At 52.6% G+C, this 20,794-nt stretch carries 12 protein-coding genes and 1 tRNA gene; 9 read left to right on the forward strand and 4 right to left on the reverse strand.

The genetic code is table 11. The annotated features are described in order from the left end of the window. Position 1: 1 nt before the first annotated feature. Positions 2 to 2,101, reverse strand: coding sequence for a DNA topoisomerase IV subunit A (locus P9H32_RS11670; protein ID WP_322609073.1), 2,100 nt, complete (start codon positions 2,099 to 2,101; stop codon positions 2 to 4). Positions 2,102 to 2,115: 14 nt separating this feature from the next. After that, entirely contained in the window at positions 2,116 to 3,939 is a 1,824-nt protein-coding gene (locus P9H32_RS11675) for a DNA topoisomerase IV subunit B (protein WP_322609074.1), read from the reverse strand. Positions 3,940 to 4,302: 363 nt separating this feature from the next. On the opposite strand from P9H32_RS11675, the gene P9H32_RS11680 reads away from it, so the two are divergent. From P9H32_RS11680 to P9H32_RS11690, 3 genes are all read left to right on the forward strand, one after another. Then, positions 4,303 to 4,851 (forward strand): 3D domain-containing protein, encoded by a 549-nt coding sequence (locus tag P9H32_RS11680; RefSeq protein ID WP_322609075.1) that lies wholly within the window; start codon positions 4,303 to 4,305, stop codon positions 4,849 to 4,851. 45 nt (positions 4,852 to 4,896) lie between these two features. Next, the gene (locus P9H32_RS11685) at positions 4,897 to 5,502 is read left to right on the forward strand and encodes a hypothetical protein (protein WP_322609076.1); all 606 of its coding nucleotides are present in this window, start codon (positions 4,897 to 4,899) and stop codon (positions 5,500 to 5,502) included. A gap of 140 nt (positions 5,503 to 5,642) precedes the next feature. Continuing rightward, positions 5,643 to 5,719: transfer RNA gene (locus tag P9H32_RS11690), tRNA-Ile, on the forward strand. 65 nt (positions 5,720 to 5,784) lie between these two features. Here the strand turns inward: P9H32_RS11690 and P9H32_RS11695 are convergent. After that, complete coding sequence (locus P9H32_RS11695; RefSeq protein WP_322609077.1) at positions 5,785 to 6,930, reverse strand: AraC family transcriptional regulator; 1,146 nt, start codon at positions 6,928 to 6,930, stop codon at positions 5,785 to 5,787. A 209-nt stretch (positions 6,931 to 7,139) separates the two neighbouring features. Here P9H32_RS11695 and P9H32_RS11700 point away from each other — a divergent pair, with 209 nt between their 5' ends. Then, positions 7,140 to 9,113: a hypothetical protein gene (locus P9H32_RS11700; protein WP_322609078.1), complete on the forward strand. Its 1,974-nt coding sequence runs from the start codon at positions 7,140 to 7,142 to the stop codon at positions 9,111 to 9,113. Positions 9,114 to 9,811: 698 nt separating this feature from the next. After that, complete coding sequence (locus P9H32_RS11705) at positions 9,812 to 10,582, forward strand: hypothetical protein (protein ID WP_322609079.1); 771 nt, start codon at positions 9,812 to 9,814, stop codon at positions 10,580 to 10,582. 410 nt (positions 10,583 to 10,992) lie between these two features. Here the strand turns inward: P9H32_RS11705 and P9H32_RS11710 are convergent, their stop codons facing one another. Next, positions 10,993 to 11,430, reverse strand: coding sequence for a hypothetical protein (locus P9H32_RS11710; RefSeq protein ID WP_322609080.1), 438 nt, complete (start codon positions 11,428 to 11,430; stop codon positions 10,993 to 10,995). A gap of 627 nt (positions 11,431 to 12,057) precedes the next feature. Between P9H32_RS11710 and P9H32_RS11715 the strand changes: the two genes are divergently transcribed. The 4 genes from P9H32_RS11715 to P9H32_RS11730 are packed head-to-tail and all read left to right on the forward strand — an operon-like array spanning position 12,058 to position 20,750. Further along, a complete protein-coding gene (locus P9H32_RS11715) occupies positions 12,058 to 13,638 on the forward strand; it encodes a chitobiase/beta-hexosaminidase C-terminal domain-containing protein (protein ID WP_322609081.1) in 1,581 nt (526 codons plus the stop codon). A 12-nt stretch (positions 13,639 to 13,650) separates the two neighbouring features. Continuing rightward, the gene (locus P9H32_RS11720; RefSeq protein WP_322609082.1) at positions 13,651 to 15,621 is read left to right on the forward strand and encodes an FG-GAP repeat domain-containing protein; all 1,971 of its coding nucleotides are present in this window, start codon (positions 13,651 to 13,653) and stop codon (positions 15,619 to 15,621) included. Next, complete coding sequence (locus tag P9H32_RS11725) at positions 15,605 to 17,227, forward strand: outer membrane protein assembly factor BamB family protein (protein WP_322609083.1); 1,623 nt, start codon at positions 15,605 to 15,607, stop codon at positions 17,225 to 17,227. Before P9H32_RS11720 ends, P9H32_RS11725 begins: the two co-directional genes overlap by 17 nt. Continuing rightward, the gene (locus P9H32_RS11730) at positions 17,214 to 20,750 is read left to right on the forward strand and encodes a PEP/pyruvate-binding domain-containing protein (protein WP_322609084.1); all 3,537 of its coding nucleotides are present in this window, start codon (positions 17,214 to 17,216) and stop codon (positions 20,748 to 20,750) included. Before P9H32_RS11725 ends, P9H32_RS11730 begins: the two co-directional genes overlap by 14 nt. The last annotated feature ends 44 nt before the right edge of the window (positions 20,751 to 20,794 follow it).

Below are 20,794 nucleotides of genomic sequence, written 5' to 3' on the forward strand. Positions count from 1 at the left end.
CCTAGAGCAAAACCCCTTCCGGCATGGCGCCGGCATCGTCCGGATCCCACCATCGTCCCGGCTCGGTTCCGATATATTTAATGCTTTTCGTCGTCATACGGTTGCCGCGGCTTTTCACACTTTTCACCGCGATATCGGACGGGGTGAATTTCTGCTGGTGGATGCGCTGACCTTTGGCCGGATTATACTTCACGTAAATGGACTCCGGAGTGCCGTCAACCAGCAGTTTCAGTTTCGATTTTTCACCCAGGCTCATGTAGTACTCGCGGTTCATGATGGCTCCGCCGATTTTGAAGCGCTTCAGGTAGGTGATCCGGGCGTCGGTATAGACGCAGGTATACTGTTTATCGCGATCATAGATTTCAACGCGTTCAAGGTTGCCGTCGACAAAGATTTTTTCCGGAGGTTGAATGACCTTGTACTGCCCGTTTTTCAGAATAATCAGCAATTTGTCGAGTGAGGAGCACTGCAGAATTTCCTCTCCTTTCACGTTGGTTCCGATATAGCCGTTTTCATCCTGTTTGATCGACAGCTCCGAGGCCGTCAGTTCGCGTACATCCGCCTCTTTGAAGCTGGTGGATTCGGTGCGGCGCGGGTATTGATCTTTGTACTCTTTGATCAAACGTTTGATATAGCGGATGGTGTATCCATTGAGGCCTTTGAGGTCTTTTTCCACCTGATCCAGCTCGGCCAGAATCGCTTCAATATCCTTGCGGTTCTTCTCGATGTCGAATAAGGAGATGCGCTTGATTCGTACCCCCAGCAACATCTCAATATCGTCATCAACAATTGCCCGTTTAAGCTGATTTTTGAACGGGTCGAGTCCTTTGTAGATTGCTTTATAAACCGCTTCATATGTTCTGCACTGTTCAATTTTTTTATAAATACGGTTTTCAACAAAGATCTGCACGAGGGTCTTGTTGTGGAAATCATCAAGCAGTTTGGCCTGCTTCAGTTTCAGCTCGCCATCCAGAATCCGGAGCAATTGCTGAACATTTTCGCGCAGCACTTCATCCACATTCATTTCCACCGGCCGGTTGTTGCGCAGGCAGATCAGGCGGCTGGAAACGGAGGTCTCGCATTTAGTGAACGCATAAAGGGTTTCGATCGCTTTTTCCTGCGATGCACCCTGAGTCAGCGTGAGCTCGATTTCGACTTTCTCTGCCGTAAAATCGTCGATGGCCCGAACCGGAACTTTTTTCTTTTTCACGGCATCTTCAATAGAGTTCGTCAGCGATTCGGTTGTAACGCCGTGCGGCAGTGCGGTAATGACCACGCGGTTGTTTTTTCGGGGTTCAATTTTGGCCCGCAGCTTAACCTTACCGTTGCCTTTATTGTATTCGGAAACATCCATCAGACCGCCGGTCTGAAAATCCGGCAGCAGGTTCAGCTCAACCGGTGAACGCTTTTTTTCCCGGAGAATCTCAATCTGTGCTTCGAGCAGCTCGATAAAGTTATGCGGAAGAATGCTGGTGGAAAGGCCGACGGCAATACCGTCCGCGCCGAGCATGAGCATCAGAGGAAGTTTACACGGCAGCGTGACCGGTTCCTTGTTGCGGCCGTCATAGCTGGCAATCCACTCCGTCAATTCCTTGTTGAAAATTTCGTTGCGGGCGAGGGGGGTCAGGCGGCACTCAATATAACGCGAAGCCGCCGCTCGGTCGCCGGTGAACAGATTGCCGAAGTTCCCCTGGCCCTCAATCAGATACCGTTTGTTGGTCAGCGTCACCAGCGCATCGGCGATGGAGGCGTCGCCATGCGGGTGGTACTGCATCGTGTGGCCGACAATGTTAGCCACTTTGATAAAGCGTCCGTCATCTTTCTCTTTCAGCGCATGGAGGATGCGGCGCTGCACCGGTTTGAGGCCGTCCTCCAGTGCCGGAATCGCCCGGTCGCAAATTACATACGAGGCATACTGGAGGAAGTTGAAATCCACCAGACTTTTCAGTGGGCCGTGCTCATCATGCAGGGGCGTAAATTCCTCGGTCTCGCTTGCGGTGTCCGGTGCCGGAGTTTCCTCGTTTCCAGGGTCTGGAATCGTCCCGTTATTCTGAGGTTCTTCAAACAGTTCCGGCTCTTCGTCTTTTTTCTTTCGTGCCATGTTCTAAACTTTCCTTACATCATTTCAGCATCAATGACGAGATTGTCCATGATGTACTCCCGCCGTTCCGGCGTATTTTTGCCCATGTAGAAATTAATCACTTCAGAGACGGAGTGATCGCCGTCGATCGAGACCTGGGTCAGCCGGATGGTTTTCTCGCCGATAAAGTCCTTGAACTCGCCCGGCGAAATTTCGCCGAGTCCTTTAAATCGTGTGATCTCTGCGCCGCGCCCCAGTTCTTCCAATGCCTGGACACGCTCCTCTTCGGAATAACAGTAGAGCGTTTTCTTTTTGTTCCGTACTCGGAAAAGCGGCGTTTCCAGAATTTTAAGGTGGCCTTCCCGGACGAGCGATTCAAAGAACCGAAGAAAGAAGGTAATCATCAGGTTGCGGATGTGCAGGCCGTCAACGTCGGCGTCGGTGGCAAGGATGACGTGGTTGTAACGCAGGTTATCAATATTTTCTTCAATATTGAGGGCCCGCATCAGGTTGTAGATTTCCACATTTTTATAGAGCGCATCGCGCTTCAGATCGCAGACATTAAGCGGCTTGCCTTTCAGCGTGAAAATCGCCTGGTGGTTGGCATCGCGGCAGGAAACCAGCGATCCGGCGGCCGACTGACCCTCGGTAATGAAAATCTGGGATTCCAGTCCCTTATTTTTTTCCCGGTTGTAGTTGTGTTTACAGTCTTTGAGCTGCGGGATGCGGATGGAAACCGATTTGGAGCGCTCGCGCGCGAGTTTTTTGACGGAGTTGAGTTCTTTACGCAGCTTCTGCGTTTCTTCAATTTTTCCGATCAGTTTTTTCGCTTCGGCTGTATTGCGGTGCAGACTGTCGGAAACCGCCTGCGAAATCTGAGCCACCAGGTCGGAGCGGATTTCGGAATTACCCAGCTTGTTTTTCGTCTGGCTTTCGAAAATCGGTTCTTTCAGGCGGATGGCTACCGCACCGAGCACCCCTTCGCGCACATCATCGCCGGAGAACTTTTTGCTGGCGAAGTCATTAATGCCGCGCAGCAGGCCTTCCCGGAATGCGGAAAGATGGGTGCCGCCGTCGGACGTGAACTGGCCGTTGACAAAGGAATAATATTCTTCGGAAAAACGGTTGGTGTGGGTGAAGGCGAATTCCAGCGTTTTATCCGAGTAGTGGAACGGCGGGTAGATTTTTTCATACTGGCTTTCATCGCGGATCAGGTCGAGCAGGCCGCCTTTGCAATGATATAGCTCGCCGTTGAACCAGATTTTCAGTTTGGGATTCAGATAGGCATAAAAACGCAGGCGCCGAGCCAGATGATCCGAGTTGAATTTATAGTTTTTAAAGATGTCGGGATCCGGCGAAAAGGCCACAAATGTGCCGTTCGGCTCTGTGGTTTTGCCCTTTTCTTCGCGCACCAGATTGCCCAGTGCAAATTCCGCCTCGACAAATTTTCCATCGCGATGCGAACGGACCAGAAAATAGGTCGAGAGCGCATTCACCGCTTTTGTTCCGACCCCGTTCAGTCCGACCGAAAACTGAAAAACATCGTCGTTATATTTGGCCCCCGTATTGATTTTCGAAACACAGTCGACCACCTTGCCCAGCGGAATGCCGCGTCCGAAATCGCGGATCGTTACCATATCGTCTTCAATCGAAACATCGATCCGGTCGCCGTGCCCCATAATGAATTCATCAATGCCGTTATCGATCACCTCTTTAACAAGAATGTAGATCCCGTCATCATAATGCGCACCGCTGCCTGTACGGCCGATATACATGCCCGTACGCAGACGGATGTGCTCCAGCGACGACAGCGTCTTGATTTTGTCTTCAGTGTATTCGATCTTTTTTTTGGCAGCCATAGGCCTAAATTCCTCTGAAACCACAAGATATGGATATAAATTGACTAATAACCCACAAAACCTAGCAATTCACCCCGGCCCCTTCAAGCGGATCGCCCAATTTTCCATCTGCGGTCCAAAGCGGTTCCTTGATCGGAGGCGCTCAATCACACCCTTTAAATGTGAATGGATGATAAAAGCGGCCGAAGAGGAAAACAGTTCCGGGGGCGGGGCGTGCTTTACTTACGGATCAGGATATTTACAATACTTTAATCTGTTTAGTGAAAATGGGGTGTACGGTTTGATTTTTTTGTGCGTGGTTGCATTCAGGTTATTGTCGCGGGGTGCGACGGGCGGAGGATGAACAGGATTTGATGTTGAGCAATGGGGCGTAAACGAAAACATGCAAAGTCGGTGCGCCGTCTTTTTTCCAGACATTGGAAATTGCTCTGTGTTGGACTGGCGGTTTACTGGTTTCTATTGGAGGGCCGGTTTTATTTTCCGAAATTTCCGCGGCCGCCGGAAGGGGTTCAGCCCATCGAGGTGGAAATGAAAACGACGTCGTACTGTCATTGCCGGAAATGCTGCTCCTACCACTGGTTTCTGTTTATTCCTTTTCAGAAAACCGGTCCCTTCAGTTTTCGCCTGAAGCATATCGGGATCACCTCTTCAGGCAAAACTGCACGGCCGGGAACCCTTGCAGCGGATATTTCAGTTTATCCGTACGGAACGGTGATGTATGTGCCGGGCTATGGTTACGGCGTAGTGGAGGATACGGGCGGGGCGGTTAAAGGGCATCATATTGATCTGTACCGGCCGAATCACTGGTTTGCGCGCGCCTGGGGAGTTCAGGAAAAAAGAGTTAAAGTCTGGCTTCCGCCGAAGCCGGTGGCACAGCACGAGGATGAAGAAGGAATTAAGATTGCCGAATAAAGAGCATTGTTTTATAAGGATTAAAATCTTAAACGGAGGATTACGATGAAAAAGTGGGCAGTACTGGGATTCACCGCACTGGCAGCAGTTTCGACATCATTAGCAGAATCAAAATTTCCAATGCGGGTGGATATCGATGTTTCGAGTAAAACACGCATGGAAAAAATGGGTGCCGGCATGGACGGAGAAGTGAAGGTCGAAAAAGTGCAACTGCGAGTGAAGGTGCGCAAATCCGGAGGATCAAATTCCGCAGATCCGGTTACGGCAGAGTTGTATGTGATCGGCAAGCAACTCCAGACGGGGTATTACGGAGTGATTGATGTGATTAAGCAGGAGCACCATTTTGATTCAAAAAATGATAATTCCTTCGAGTTTGAGAGCAAAATGTATTCGCTGCCGCGTACCAGCGGAAATGTCAATGTGGGCGGAACTTATGAAACCTATTTGGTAGTCATTGCCGATAAGGATGGAGCGGTCATTGATGCCCGCTCCGGCCGCCACATCAAAGACAAGGGAATTGCCTTTATTCGTGAACTGGGGCCGAAAACCCTGTTTGATCGCGATGGTAACGTGATCGGTAAATTCAAACCGAATCGAGAAGGTTTCTCGGCTGCTGCTGCCGCAGCGATGAATCCGGGGAACAATTACTAATTCATTTTGAAAACTTTTTAAAAGCGGCCTGTCGGCCGCTTTTTTTGGTTTCCGGTCCTTGGAAGAACAAAAGCACGAAAGTCGCCTTGCGTTACCGGTATCGGTTCCGGTATGAATACCGACCGCTTTTTATGCGTTAAGGGCTCATAGCTCAGTCGGTCAGAGCAGGAGACTCATAATCTCTTGGTCGGGGGTTCAAGTCCCTCTGAGCCCACCAACTTCAAGGTCAGCCCTTTCCGGCTGACCTTTTTTGTGGTGAGTCTCATCCCGGCAGGATTTGTCTTAATGCTTACCGTGGTTTTTTCGGTAATCGCGGGGGGACATCCCGGTAGCTTTTCTGAAAGCAAAACTGAGATAATTATAGGATGACAAACCGCAGGCTTCGGCGATTTCCTGCATGGAGAGGTCGGTTTCTGCTAGAAGTTTTCTTGCTCGGTTAATACGTAGTCTCCGGATTTCCTCTGCGGGGGTGCGGCCGAATGTTTTTTTGAACTGATGTTCGAGTGAACTGCGTGCCATAGGTACTGCTTTCAATACATCATTAATGGTGATCGACTCATATGCATGTTCTTTCATAAAGCCGATTACCTTGCGGAGCCGATCATCTTCCACCGCGAGCGTGTCGGTGGATAGGCGTTCCTTTACACCGACCGGAGGAAAAAAGAGAATGTCGTTAGGGACTGTTTCACCATTCATCATTCGGTCCAGCAGTTTTGCCGCGTGATAACCGACTTGTTTCATGGGCGATAACACTCCCGATAGAGACGGGTAGCAGGCGTTGCAGAGAAAATCATCGTTATTGGCTGCAAGAATGGCCACATCATGCGGTACGGGAATATCGGCAAGCATGCAGGCATCCACTATTGATCGAGCATAGCCATGGCCCCAGGAGACAATCCCGATGGGTTTGGGTAAGGCGTGAAGCCACTTGGTAAGCGGAATGAACAGTTCACGGTCTGTCCCGTCATATTCAAATTTGGGACAGGCGGTCAGCCCCCGTTCCTTTAAAACGTTCTCGAAGTGATCGGCATATTCAATTGCGTTGGCGTAAATGGTTGGTCCAACAAATGCCATATTCCGGAATCCCCGCTGAATATAGTGGTCGACAGCGAGTTGAACACCAATCCGGTCATCGGTTCTCAGGTTTGGAGCGGAAAAGCCCTCAACCTTTGAATCCGCAATATTAATGACTGGTTTTCCTGTGGCGACGAGTTGCTCGGCAAGCTCCTGGGTACAGACCTGCGCAATATAGCCGTCACAAGCAACTCCTTCGTTAACGGCATCAATATTGAGCGGAAGACCTGGTTTCATGCGGAGTTGCCAAGGGCCTACCTCGCGCTCATAAGACATGACTCCTTCAATGGTATCACGTCCCCAGGCCGAGTTTGCTATGATGAGGAGGCCCACCTGCCAAATCTTCTTACTCATTAATAACCTATAAAATCGTATAGGAATAAAATCAAGGGTTTTGGAAAATATCTAATATTAAAGATGCGATTACCAGTATTCGCAGTAATCGTTCTCTGTTTATTTCGACCATCGGAAGTGGGTAGCTCGCGGGAACTGATTGTAAACGGAGATGCCCGGGGAGACGTTAATGCATGGAGCGATCCGATAAGAATCGGGAGGTAAATAAGATGAAGAGCGGCATAATAAAAAAAAGATATGCAGTACTGGGAGCTTTGGTGCTGACAGGAATTGCAGCACAAGCTGTAGTGGTGAATTTTACGGCGGGTGAGGGATACACAAATGGCGTACTTAATGGCCAGCAGAGCTGGGTTACCAGTGCAGATGTTCCGGTAGATTCAAATGCCGGGACTGTAGGGGGGCATGTTGTTTCCAATCGCACAGGTATGGGATATGTTATCGGTATTTATGGAAGTGACGGGGTCGATGTCGCTATTTATGACAAATATCAAACCTCGATCGATTTTACGTTTGGCGAAGGCTATAACGATAATTTCGTGACCAACGGACTGGGGCCGGCAGATGACGGATATTATGATCCGGCTCAGGGTTTTAAAACGGCTACGCAAGGGAAACCGATTATCAATGCCAGTCTGTATGGCGGGAGTACCAACGGAGCGGAAAATATTGAGGCTGGACTGGTTCGTAATGGCGGTACCGGTTACAAATTCCGTATGTATGAAACCTCTTGGGAGGATTTCGGCTGGGACGGTACATCGGCTAAGCCGTGGCCCCCGACGTATGAGTCCGGAGCGGTCGCCAGTGACCTTGTGGGTATCAGTGTGGGTGACGGGGACTATATCAGTGATATGCTGAGAATTACTCTTACGGTTACGCGGGGAGCCAATGTGAATGATTGGGCCATAAAAGCGCAGTTATTCAATTTGGACAGTGAGGCTCCGGATGTTGCCCTCATTGAAGCATCGTGGATTGGGGTAACGCATACCAACCTGTATGACGCGACTCAGATGTTCGGGGGATTCGGAAACGGGCAGTCGGACAGCAATGGATTGATGCATAACCGTACGATTCATAAGTTGACGTTCGAGGCCTTTAAGGCTCCTGAAAACTTTGTTTTGTGGGGGGGGACGGATATCATCAACGGTTCTGATACCAACATTAATCTTTCGCCCGAAGTGACACGCTGGAGAATGCCGCTTAGAGGTTTCAATAATAAAACCTATGTTGCGGGTACTGAATCCAGTCCGACCAACAGTGCATATTATCCGAATAGAGCCGGCCGTTCTCCAAACTTCAATTTTACGCTGAACTGGAACTGGGGAGATATGGAAGTCCGCGACGTTGATGAGTGGAATCCGGGTGACAATGTGGACTATATCTCGGTGAATCATGGCGGAAATTCTGCTGCACACTCAACCAACTTTGAAGCGATGGTTGTTTGGGAGGAATTTCTCACGGATCCCTCGAAGTTGGAATCTCTTGGCGCAGGCATACGGACATCAGATATCTATGTTTCGGATCACAGTATTTTCCGTTTCATTTTTCAGGGGGCAGACGGAGAGTGGTATGCTTCTGAAGAGCAGGTGGTTCCGGACCGGACCGGAAGCGATTGGGACGCATTTGGTGACTATACGATCGGGAATGTTGCGGCAGCAACATGGTATGAGTTTTCACCGCTGGTAAACGGTACTGCGACCGTAGGCGTCGCAACGTCAGCTGTTTTGGATGATATACAGGCCGTCGGAATATGGTTGAAGCGCACCGGCCCTGAGGCTCAGTTCGGATACGGCTTCGATATTAATTCGTTCAGTGTTCGGGGACGTTCGGGGTCGCTTTATCAAGATTGGTCGGATGCGTATGCGTTGATCGGGGGGCAGAATGCCGATGAAGACGGTGATGACCTGAACAACTACAGCGAATGGGTGTTTGGAGGCAATCCGACCAATGCTGCCGATGTTGGTACACGGCCAGTCCTGGATGTGAAAACTGGAAATTATGCGTATGAGCTGGTGGGTGATGAAAAAGTAACGGTTCACATTCAGACCCGCGATGATCTGATTATTGGAGACTGGGAGTCCATTTATACCAATACGGTATCATTCGATGACGGCATTATGCATGCGTATACAAACAATGTAGGAACGGAAGCTGCGAAGAAATTTATCCGTATCTCTGTTGATTAATTTGTACTGATCAACCATTCATGAATGGGGAGCTCTGCTCACGCGGGGCTCCCTGAAATATAGGCTTTTTGCCGTACTGTTGAAAAGAGCTCTACGGACCCATTTAACTGGGGTGACTGACTCCGGATGTTTTCTGAATGTTTCTTTTTTCAATACCAACGATGTCCATGCTTCCGGGATTCGGCTGAATGCTTCAGTTTGCCGCTACAGTACCGATTACTGCATCAATCTGTATAGGAACTGGGGCAGCTGGAATGCTCATCCGGAATATACTTCCGGAGATGGAACATCCGGCAGAATACCGGGAGCATAGTTCGGAATTGATCGGAAGCACTCGGATACCAACAGTGCAGGTATGCGCTTAACCATGGCTATGATTGTCAGGGAAACTTCCGATGAATGGATACTTAAAATCTCCCTGTACAATCTGGATCACGCGAATCCGGAGCAGGTTATTACGGAGTTTTATACCTCCGGTTTGATGTTCAATAATTCAGGACGGCTTTTCGGAGGATTCGGCGGCGGAGATAAATCTGAACTGTTTTTCAGGTTAAATCTGTCGCGACCATGAGGGGAAAGATGTGAATAAACGCATATTTAATACGCGGGTACATATATTCCGATGTGCACAGGGAAGATAGAACAGAAACTAGAGCTGGAGAAGCTCTGTAAATGAAGATTAAAAAAGGAAGGGCAAAATGAAGCAAAATGCAGTAATTACAATAGCGCTTGCTGTTGCCGGGCTGGCACAGGCCAATCTGTTGAACAACACGTTCACCGATCACAATAACAATGACCACGCTTTTTCTCTGACCGATACCGGTTGGGGGGCCAAGGAATACTGGAAGCAAAGTGCTGGCGGTGGTTTGGAATCAAGTGTGCCAAACTGGGATTCCGACGGAGCCAATGCTTTTGGTGTGATGCAGGTAATTTCGGTCGGGGCCAATGCAGGATCCGATCTGGTGCTTAGTTTTGACTGGACACCGGCTGCAACGGCGACTTCGAATGCTTCGTTGAGCGTTGATTATCAGCTGGTGGGCTGGACTGTCGGGCAGACGCCGGATGCTGCTGATAAGATGTTTTCCGGGATTAATTTCTATAATAGCGTTATTGCAGGAGCGAACATTGCCGGAAATACATCTATGGCATATGACTTTTTGGACGGTGATGTTCCGTGGGTTCACTCGTCAGGAAATGCATATCCTTCCATTCGTCAGGCGACCTCGGCTGCAGGGACAACGTTTTCGGTGAATTCAACTAACAGCGTAGCCATCAATGGACTGACTGATTTAAGTGACTATGACTACATTGGTGTGCGCTTCACGATTAACTCTAATGGTGATGCGGGCAATGTCGGTGCAACCATTGAAAATATCAGTCTCGTTGCCATTCCGGAACCGGCCACGCTGGGCATGGTGGCTTTTTTCGGTGGTTCCGTGCTGTTTATCCGCCGTCGTTTCATGATGTGATTTTTCCAACATCGAAAATAAAAAGGGCGTTCATTTGAACGCCCTCAGACTGTTGATAAACCCCGTCATTTTGGCGGGGTTCTTCTATTTTCGGATTCAGCAGAATACTTCTGATGTTGCACGCGGATTTTCCGGCCACTGGAATAAGGGCCGTTCAAGGGCATTCAGGCGGGGACACAGGCGGTTTATGAGGCCGGATATATGTGCCCGCAACCGTTTGCGTCCTTCCCGGTCCAGGAGCAGGGCGATTTTTTTGATGTTCTGGGCGCAAGCCGCCATGAGGCATTGTTTCTGAACCTTATCTATTCCCCGGAAGCGCGCATAGCGGTGGTCGTTGACGGCTTCTTTATGCTTTTCCCAGATGTGGCGGGTGATCACTTACTGATGGGCGCGGCTGGTGGTGCATTCCTTCAGCCGGGGGCAGTTCGCGCAGATGGAGGATCGGATTTATATTCGTGGTGACCTTCGCAGTTGGTGGTGGAGTAGCTAAGTACCTTCCCTTCGGGGCAGAGGTAGCCATCGTAATGTTCGTCGTAGGTGAAGTCGCGCTTTTTGAGTATGCCGGGTTTGCCCATGGGGCGTTTACAGGGCATGACGCCGTAGATGCGGCGCTCAGAAAGTCCTTTGCAGATGGCGGCGGTGTTGTAGCCGGAATCCACGCCGAGGGCATCGAGTTGTTCGGTATAGGATCTGACCGATTCGCTCACCTGCTTTTTCGTGAATTTGATTTTATTGGCATTGGCCTTCAGATGAGTTGAATCGGTGTAGAGTGTTTTGCCATCGATGAGCTTATGCTTTATCGCCTGCGTGACAATGTCGTCGAATATTTCCTGATCGATGCCGGTCACCTGAGTTGATAACTGCCGTATTCTTCAGGGTTGATCGGGAACACATTAGAGGCTCCTGAATAAATCCTTCGTTCTGCGTTCGGACTCAGGAGCTTTTTGGGCGTGACCGTTGGCGGAAACCGAGCCGATCCGGAATGAGCCCCTGTACGTAATGATACCGGGATAATCGCCGTATAATGCAGCCCGGGATGCTGTATAAAGAGATAAAAGAATGACTGCTTAGCTGTTTTTCGTTCGGCGTCCTGTCTGGAGGTCAGCAGGCTATCCCGCTTCAGGTCTGGTTATTCGGCATTGTATACAGGCCTGTGCAACGATCTTTTTGCAGGCGACCGAATAGGTGCCGCTGTCTGACGGTGCGTTGCTCTCGTACTTTCCGCATCAGAACGCATTTGCCAGAGCCCTTTTCGAGTTCGAGTGCCGTTACACGGTTGCTGATCAATCGTCCGGGATTTACTGGAAGTTTTTTTTTGTTCTTTTTTTGTCCGGGCATCCTCTTCTCCCTCAACAGGATAGATTCGGTCGTATTTTTCGGATCGGGTTGTCTTGAGAATTATCCAATGTATAGTGCCTAAATGCGGTTTCTTTTGTGAAGTATGGAGACATAAAACAGGCGAGGAATTGGAAATCATGAAACTGGGTATGTTATTGGGTGTGCTGGTTGGTCTGGGAGGACTGTCGGGGGTGATGGCGGCGGAACCGCTGTGGAAAGTGGAAACGTGGGAGGCGGGCCGACAGCTGGTCTGGGCGAATCCCGGAACGAGCGGTGAAATCAGCGAGGCCTCCAATTGGAAAGAAAACGGTAAAACCGCGACTGCACCGCCGGACCGGAATACGGATATTCTGCTGCCCGGGGCTGAAAAATATTATGTGGTGAAGGGTTCGCGTAATAATCAGGTCCGTCATGTGGTGATTGAGAAAAATGCCGAGCTGAAGGGAAAGCACCGCAACGAGCTGGAGATCTGGGGCAATGTGGATGTGAAGGAAGACGGCTGGATTCATTTCATTTCAATCCGCGGCGATAAGGATACCTATTTTAATATCGAGGAGTCGGTTTTTCCGGGCGACGGCCGGGTATATCGGCACTGTTCAAAAAATCCGCCGAAGGAAAAATGCTGTAATTCACAGATTTCCCACAAGTTTCAGATTTGCAAAATCGGCACCAAATCAGTGGAGTTTCTGAGTAATGTGGGCGTGAGCGACGAGGTGATGCTGCAGCACGGGAAATGTATTATCAGCGGCGATTTCCGGTTCAGCGGGGCAACCAATAAGGGCGCGTTCGAGGTGTATGACGGCGGAATTCTTGAAATTCAATCAGGGGGCCGTCTTGCTCCGTTTATCAACGATAACCGAAAAGCGGTTTATAATGTGAATATCTATCGCAACGGTGTGCTGCAGGCGGGTTCTCCGGAGCGGCCGCTGACGGAGGATGCGTATCTGTGTCTTGGTTTTGCCGTGAATGACAAGCCCGGGCGTTCCGGGCTGTATGCCGCGCTGGGTTCGATGATTCGGGTCTATTCCGAAAATCCGAAAAAGGCGAGGCTGGTGGTGACCTCGATTACATCGGTGGATGATTTTACCGATGGACAGGGCCGTGAAGTGGGTCGCGCCAGCGAGCGGGCGGACGATGAAAAAGGGGTGATGCTGCAACTGGCTGGGGATGTGCTGCTCGACGGTGTGCATTTCGACTATCTTGCAGAAGACGGCATCGGCCTGTTTGATGAAGATGTCGCAAAAACCTGGAAAAATGTGACGTTCGGCAAAAAGTGTGCTTCTTCCTCCCCCCGGAATCTGATTGCGGAAATGAAGGCCGATCCCAATTCATATTATCACGGGCGCGGTGACCAGCGGTCGGAATACGGGCTCACGATGAAGGCGATGGCCTCCATGAATCAGCTGCTCGGTGAATATGAACCCTTTCAGCTGAAAACGACGCCGGAAAATACAACGATCCGCAAAGTGGGCAAGGGCAATAACCAGATTGAAACCCCGGTGGCGGTTATTTTTGATGAGCCGATCGAGGTTGAAGTGAAAACCAGAGTCCCGGGGGCAAAAATCCGGTATACGACGGATGGCACAGAACCGACGGCGAAATCGCCGGCCTACACCCGGCCGATTAAATTGGCGAAAACAACGAAGCTGACGGTCAAGGCCTATAAAAAAGGCGTGGGCTTCAGTCCGACTTACACCACGACCTATGTCATTCAATAGGAATTTTACAGCATGAAATGTAAACGTATTTTTATATGCGGTCTGGCCGCATTACTCAGCACCGGTGCGGTGCAGGCGGTAATCAACCCGGCGCTGCAGCCGGATGTCTACTTTACGAAATATGATAATGTGCTGGTTCTGCGGCTCGATGAAATTGATGCCGATGCCGGGGTGCTGTCATGCGCTGTGGTGGAGGTGCTCAAAGGGGCGTATCAGCCGCAAGAATCGATCGAAATCACGTTCGCCGGTGTGATGAAAAGTCAAGTGGCTGAGCGGGTTTCGGCCGGGGTTTTTGAAGTCGGGAAAGCATTTCCGGTTTTTGCGGGAAAGCCGAGCCGCCGGAAATCCAAACGTCAGGTCCGTATGTATTTCGATGAATTTTTTGTCGGTGAAGTGCTGGAACCCGGCCGGCTTCAGATCGGGGTTTCTGACGGATCGGAAAAGGATTCCGAAGGCCGTGCGGTCAATACGCTGGCCGGCATTTACTGCGGCATGACCGGGGAGCTGATCCAAATGCTGAAAGATATGGCGGCGGGGTCGGATTATTATCCGCGCAAAGCTTACGTGAAATTTAAACCCGACATGCTGATCAGTCAGCTCCAGGGATCGGTTGAAGGGGCGGCTATGTTTGATCTGAACGGAGACGGCATGGAAGATCTTGTGGCGTGTTCGCCGATGGGCGACCGTGTGTTTCTGCAGGTGGAACCGATGCAGTTTTCCGATGCCACTGAAAAGCTGGGCATCACGTCGGCTTCCGTCAGCTGTTCCGCGGCCGATGTTGATTGTGACGGGCTCGCCGATCTGATGCTGGGCTCCACCATTTACAGAGGTGTTTTCGATCAGACCTATCGGCTGGAAAAGACGGATTGGCTGAACGTGGAAAATGCGGCCGCCCTGAAAAGTGCATCCTTTGTTGAGCTCAACGGGGATGGGTTTCCGGACGTGGTGATCAGTTATGAAGGCGGGGGATTGCAGGCCCTGCTGAATCCGGGCGGCGCCGGCGAATTTGCTGCGCTTTCCGCCGGACTTCCAGACACTGGAAACGGCTATATCGTGGCCGGCGACTGGAACGGTGATGCCCGCACGGATCTGTTCTATTCCGAAGGACGGGGCCACTTTCTGGTACAGGATGAAAACGGCGGGTTCCAATCGTTGGAACATGATATTGATTTTTCCTTCCGTACCGGCGTGGATGAAGTCGGAAAAACCGGCGCCGGTATTTTTATGCCGACGTATCGGCAGGATCGGATGGATCTGGTGGTGCCGATTGAAAAGGACTGGCTGATTATCGAAAACCGCGATGGTGTTCCAACGGATACTACCCGGTACGGTAACGAAATCAGTGAGGGGTCCGATTATCATCTGGCGACCGTTTATGCCGATCTCAATGTCGATGGCTACATGGATATCTACACGGTCTGCGATCAGCGGAAAGAAAACCGGTATATCATCAATCGGGGATACGGGTCCTATATGCATGCTAAAGTGCATGTGGATGAAAAACCGCTTTTCAAAGGGCCGGCCCATGGTTCGGGCGGGCGTTCGCTTGCGGTGGGCGATGTCAATGATGACGGCGCGCCGGACCTGCTGATCGGTAACGAGTCGGGGCAGGTTTTTCTGATTATCAACGATACGCTGTCGATGCGGGTGGAAGGCGAGCTGCTGACAAAAGATGAACAGCGTCTGTTGCATGTGGCGCTCTGCTCGGTCCGGGTACTCGGACCGAAAGGGGTTGTCGGGGCCAAGGTTCGTCTGCTGGATGAATCCGGAAATGCCGTCTGCCGAAAAGATCTGGGCGGTAATACGGCCACGGGCTGCAGCAGTCCGGATACGGTCTGTTTTGCCGTGCGCCGGCCGGGAAAATATACGGTGAATGTTGAATACGCTGACGGGCATGTGCGCAATGAGGATGTGGAGCTGATCCAAACTGAACGCGCATCGATTGTGGTTGAACGTGGGGATGCTGATGATGCTGCCTGGTGATGTTGCTGTTGTTCCGATTTTTGTAAATGCAGGCGCGGCGCTGTTGCCGGCTATGGCGGCGGGAATCGCCACGTTTTTTGCCCTGCTGTTCAAGCCCCGGGCGCTGCTGAAAGCGTGTAAGGAAAAACCGCTGATTCCGCTGGGGGTTCTGCTGGTGATCGGCGGAGTTTGGGCTGCGGTAAAATTCCGGCCGTCTCATGGCGGTGCGCCTGTTGCCGCAGAAACAACCCGCTCCCCTGCACAGACCGGATCCGTGTATATCGACTGGACGGAAGTGGCGCTCCAAAGCATTAAAGCCAGAGCCCGCGGTGAACTGAAATCGGTTCAGCCCCGGCCGTCGGTTGCATTGCAAACGGCCGGTGTTGAAGAACCGGTGATGTTCCGGGGCGGCTCGGCCCGCCTCGGGGCAAGGGGGGCTGCGCCGGAGGGCGAGCTGAAACTGGTGTGGGATTATTATCCGAGCTGGGTGGATGATGACGGCTCGGTGGAAGTGGTCGATTCCGCCATGATGCTTTCGAGTCCTGCCGTTTTCGGTGACCGGATTTATTCGGCTTCGTGTGAGCTCGATCCGCCGGACAGTTACGGCATTGTCTTTTGTGTGAATGCGGGTTCCGGTGAGACCATCTGGTCGATTGATCAGGTGGAAGGCGAAGAGCTGATGGGTTTTTTCAGTTCGCCTGCGGTTACGGCCGATGGAAAATATGTGCTGATCGGCCAGGGCCTGCACCCCGACACCAACTGTCGGTTGATCTGCATCGATGCGGAAAAGGGGGAGGTGCACTGGACTGTGCAGAGTGAACTGCATATTGAAAGTTCGCCGGCCATTGAAAACGGGGTGGTTTACGTCGGAGCCGGTGCCATTGAAGATCCGGCTACGCATAAACCGGTCAGCCACACCGGCTATGTGATGGCCATCCGTATTGAAGACGGTAAAGAACTTTGGCGGCACGATGTGGCCGACCCGGAAAGTTCTCCGATTGTGAAAGACGGCGTGGTGTACATCGGCAGTGGATTTAACGGAAAAGCGGTTGTGGCCCTGCGGGTGGAGGAAGAGCTTGAGGGGCAGCCGCGCGAAATCTGGCGAACCGAAACGCCGTATCCGATTACAGGGGCGGTAACGCTGGTGGACGATATCGTCATCGTCGGCGGCGGTAACGGTGATTTTGTGTTCCGCGATCCCGATCCCGCCGGTGTGGTGATGGCTCTCGATGCGAAAACCGGAAAAGTCAGATGGTCGACCGCGATGCCTGATGCGGTACTCGGTGCTGTGGCAGCCGGAAAATATTTGATTGCCCCTGTGGCAGCCGGTCGTGTGATGGCCCTCGATCCGTCGACGGGCAATACGGTCTGGTCAACGGCCGTCAGCGGTCAGGCTCCGGTGCTGGCCGGCGCGTCGATTGCCGGCGATGTGGTTTATGCGGTCAGTCACGATGGCTATCTGGCCACCCTATCCCTTGAGACCGGGGAGGTGCTGGATAAAATCTACATCAACGACCGAACCCGTCCGGGGGAGCAGGGGCTTTCAATCAGTTCGCCGATGATTCAGGACGGCCGGATTTATGTGGGCAGTGAAACCGGGGGACTTCGCTGTTATGAAGGATCGTAGTGCATTCGTTCTCCCGCTTTTTCAGTCCACCGATGTGGAGCAGGTCGGCGGAAAGGCGGTCAATCTGGCCAAACTGATGCAGGCCGGTCTGCCGGTTCCCGATGGTTTTGTGATCACTGCCGATGCGTTTCGTACCTCGGCCGACGGCCTCGTATCGAGCGCATTGGCTGATGAAATCCGGACCGCTCTGGCCGGTTTGAACGGGCGGCGTTTTGCGGTGCGCTCTTCAGCCACGGCCGAGGATATGGCCGGGGCCTCCATGGCCGGTCAGTATGACACCTTTTTGAATGTGCAAACGGCCGAAGAGGTCATTGCCGCTGTGGAGAAGTGCTGGAGCAGTGTGCGCTCCTCCCGCACGGAAGTTTATCTTTCGGAGTACGGCATTGATTTGAATGAAGTGGCCATGGCCGTGGTGGTGCAGCAGCAGGTTTCGGCCGAGGTTGCGGGGGTGCTTTTCACTGTTGATCCGCAGAATGGGTCGCGCGAAAACATGCTGATTGAGGCGACGTGGGGGCTGGGTGAAATGCTGGTTTCCGGCGAGGTGCAGCCCGATGTCATCTGTGTTTCCGCGGATGCTGATCGAGTGCTGTCATACGATGTTGCCGAAAAAAAATATGCGATCTATCCCGGCGGTTCGGGGATAGAAGCTGTTCCTGAAGCATTGCGGAAACAGGCCTGCCTGAAGTTTGAACAGATCGCGCGACTGCGGGAACTCGGATGCCGCGCGGAAGCGCATTTCGGCGCACCGCAGGATATTGAGTGGGCTGTGGAAGAGGGCGTCGTGCTGATGCTGCAGGCGCGGCCGATTACCACGCTGGCTGAAACGGATTGCTATAACCGGCTGCTGAAAGAAACCCGGGATTATCTTTTCCAGCGTCTGGAAAACGGCGGCGGTTTCTGGGTGCGTCATAATCTGGGGGAAACGCTGCCGCATCCGACACCGTTGAGCTGGAGCCTGATTTCGCATTTTATGTCGGGTCGCGGCGGATTTGGAACCATGCACGAACGGCTCGGTTTCTCGCCGGGTGCCGCAGTGCGGAATCGCAGTTTCCTGGACCGCATCGGCGGTGAAATTTATATGGATTGCTCGCTGATGACGGAGATGTTTTCGGACAACTATCCGTTTGCCTATGACCCGGAGCTGCTGCGCCGTGATCCCGATGCCGCCCAGAATCCGCCAACCCTCCCGAAAGGCCGCCTGCGGGCCATCGGCGATGCGGCAAAGCTGGCGCGGAAAGCCGCTTCAAAAATTGAAACACGGACCGAAACACTCGATCGGGAGTTTGATGAGGACTATGTGCCGAAGGTGCTGGCGTGGTCGGAAAAACAGGAGGCGCTGAATCTTCCGGAGTTTGGAAATGAAGAGTTGATTCAGCTGTGGCGCGAACAGACCGAAACGGTGCTGGATGATTTCGGGGCAATGGCGTTTCTGCCGAGTATGGTTGAAGCGGTGGCGATGGAGGAACTGCGTCAGATTCTCAACGAGGAGCTCTGGAATGAAGAGCCCGACGAAGTGATTTCCACGCTTTGCGTCGGTACGGTTCCGGACCGGACGATGGCCGGAAATCTGGATCTGAAACGGCTCGATACTGAAACGTGGATTGAGCAATACGGTTTCCGCGCGCCGGCCGAATTCGACCTGGCATCGCCGCGCTGGCGCGAGCGTCCGGATGAGGTGGTGCAGCTGGCCGCACAGCTGGATGATATCGATCTGGAGCAGGTGCATCGTGAACGCACGCAGGCGGCGGAAGAATGCATGAACCGTTTGCACCGCGAGTTGGAACCTGATGTTTTTAATAAAATAAAAACGGCTTCAGATGTGGTTCAGCGCTACCTGCGCTTTCGCGAAGACGGTAAATTCTACCTCATGCGGGCCTACAGTGTTTTGCGTTTAACCGCACTCGAATTCGGGCGTCGGCTGCAGCTGGGGGACGATATCTTTTTCCTCCAGCCGACTGAAATTTTCCAGGCATTGGAAACCGGTTTTGTCCCGCTGGATCAGGTTGCGAAGCGTAAACTGGAATATGCCGTGGAACAGCGGATTCAGGTGCCGCATGTTATCGAGGCCGATGATATTCCACAGTTTGGAACTGCACCGGTTCGAGCCGATGGACCGACTCTGGATGCGCATTCGGTATCGAGTGGTCTGGTTGAAGGATCTGTTGAAATTGTGCACTCTCCCGAGGCCGGACATCATTTTCCCGCGGGGGCGGTTCTGGTCTGTCCGTCGACCGATCCTTCGTGGACTCCGCTGTTCGCAAAAGCGGGCGGTCTGGTGCTGGAACGCGGGGGAGCGCTTTCGCACGGGGCGGTGGTTGCTCGTGAAATGGGCCTGCCGGCGGTGGTGCTGGACGGTGCCACGGAATTGCTGGAGCAGGGCGAGTTGATTACGGTGGATGCCCAGCGCGGGTGTATTTACCGCGCAGGTGCGGAGCCGATTGAGCATACGGATGTTCCGCGGAGCGAAACTCCGCCGCCGGCGGGAAGCAAAGAGGCCGCCGCAAACCGGATGGGACTGGTGGCTGCGATTCTGTGGGGGGGGCTGCTGGCTCTGGTTTTCCTTCTTCCGCCGCGGCTGCTTCACGATCCGTTGTTTGGAATTCTCGATGCGCTTCTCTGGCCGCTGGTTCGCGGCGCGGGCATGGTCGGAACGGTGGCGGTGGTTGCCGGGGTGTTCGGGCTGCTTCCAATCCTTGGACAAAAACTACTGACGGACAATGATCGTCTGTTTGTGGCAAAGCGACGGTCGGGCCGCTTGCGTAAAGCCGCCGCCGGACTGCCGGCCGACAGTGAACGGCGCAAAAAAATGGAAGCGTTGGCCGCACCGGTTACAACGCGGATTCTGAAAGCATCGATGGTGCCGCTGGCGCTGATTCTCGGTCCGATGATTCTGGTTTTCATGTGGTTTCCCGCTCGGGTGGACCCGGCGTCGTGGAATGCGTCTCCGGGGCGTATGGTGAGTATCGTGGCGGAAGTGGATGGCGAATGTGCGGAGCCGGTTTCGTTGGCGGTGGCGGAGCCATTGACACTTGATTCAGAGTCGGTGCAGACGCTGCCGCCGATTCGTGCAGAACTCGAAATGATCCGCGTCGGCTGGCAGCAGGGCAGTGCCATGCCGGAGCTGCCCTGGGAGGTGCAGGCGGCGGGCGAGCAGGTGCGGAAAACCATGCTGGCCAGTTTAAATGCCTATCTCAGAAACGGGGTGCCGCCGCAGAAACTCACGTGGCTGATTCAAGTGCCGGAAACGGCGGAGGGCGCGTTCCCGGTTTCGTTGCGGATCGGTGATGTTGCTGAAACGGAGTTTAACCTCGTATTCGGGAAAAGTGTTCCGCCGGAACCCTCTGCCTGGCTGGAGGTTTCGGAGCAGGTGGTTTCTGTGACGGTGAATTATCCGCGGGCGCTGCAGAAGGCGTCTTTCTTTACTCTTCCGGGCACGAAGAAGGATCTCGGTTGGCTGGGCGTCTATCTGCTGATTTATCTTCCGGTTATGTTTGGATCGAAGTTTCTGCTGCGGGTCCCCTGATTCTTCTCCTTCGGAGAGGGAAGTGGCGCAAATGTATACTCCTT

Origin of the sequence: Pontiella agarivorans (assembly GCF_034531395.1) — a bacterium.
GTDB classification, from domain to species: domain Bacteria; phylum Verrucomicrobiota; class Kiritimatiellia; order Kiritimatiellales; family Pontiellaceae; genus Pontiella; species Pontiella agarivorans.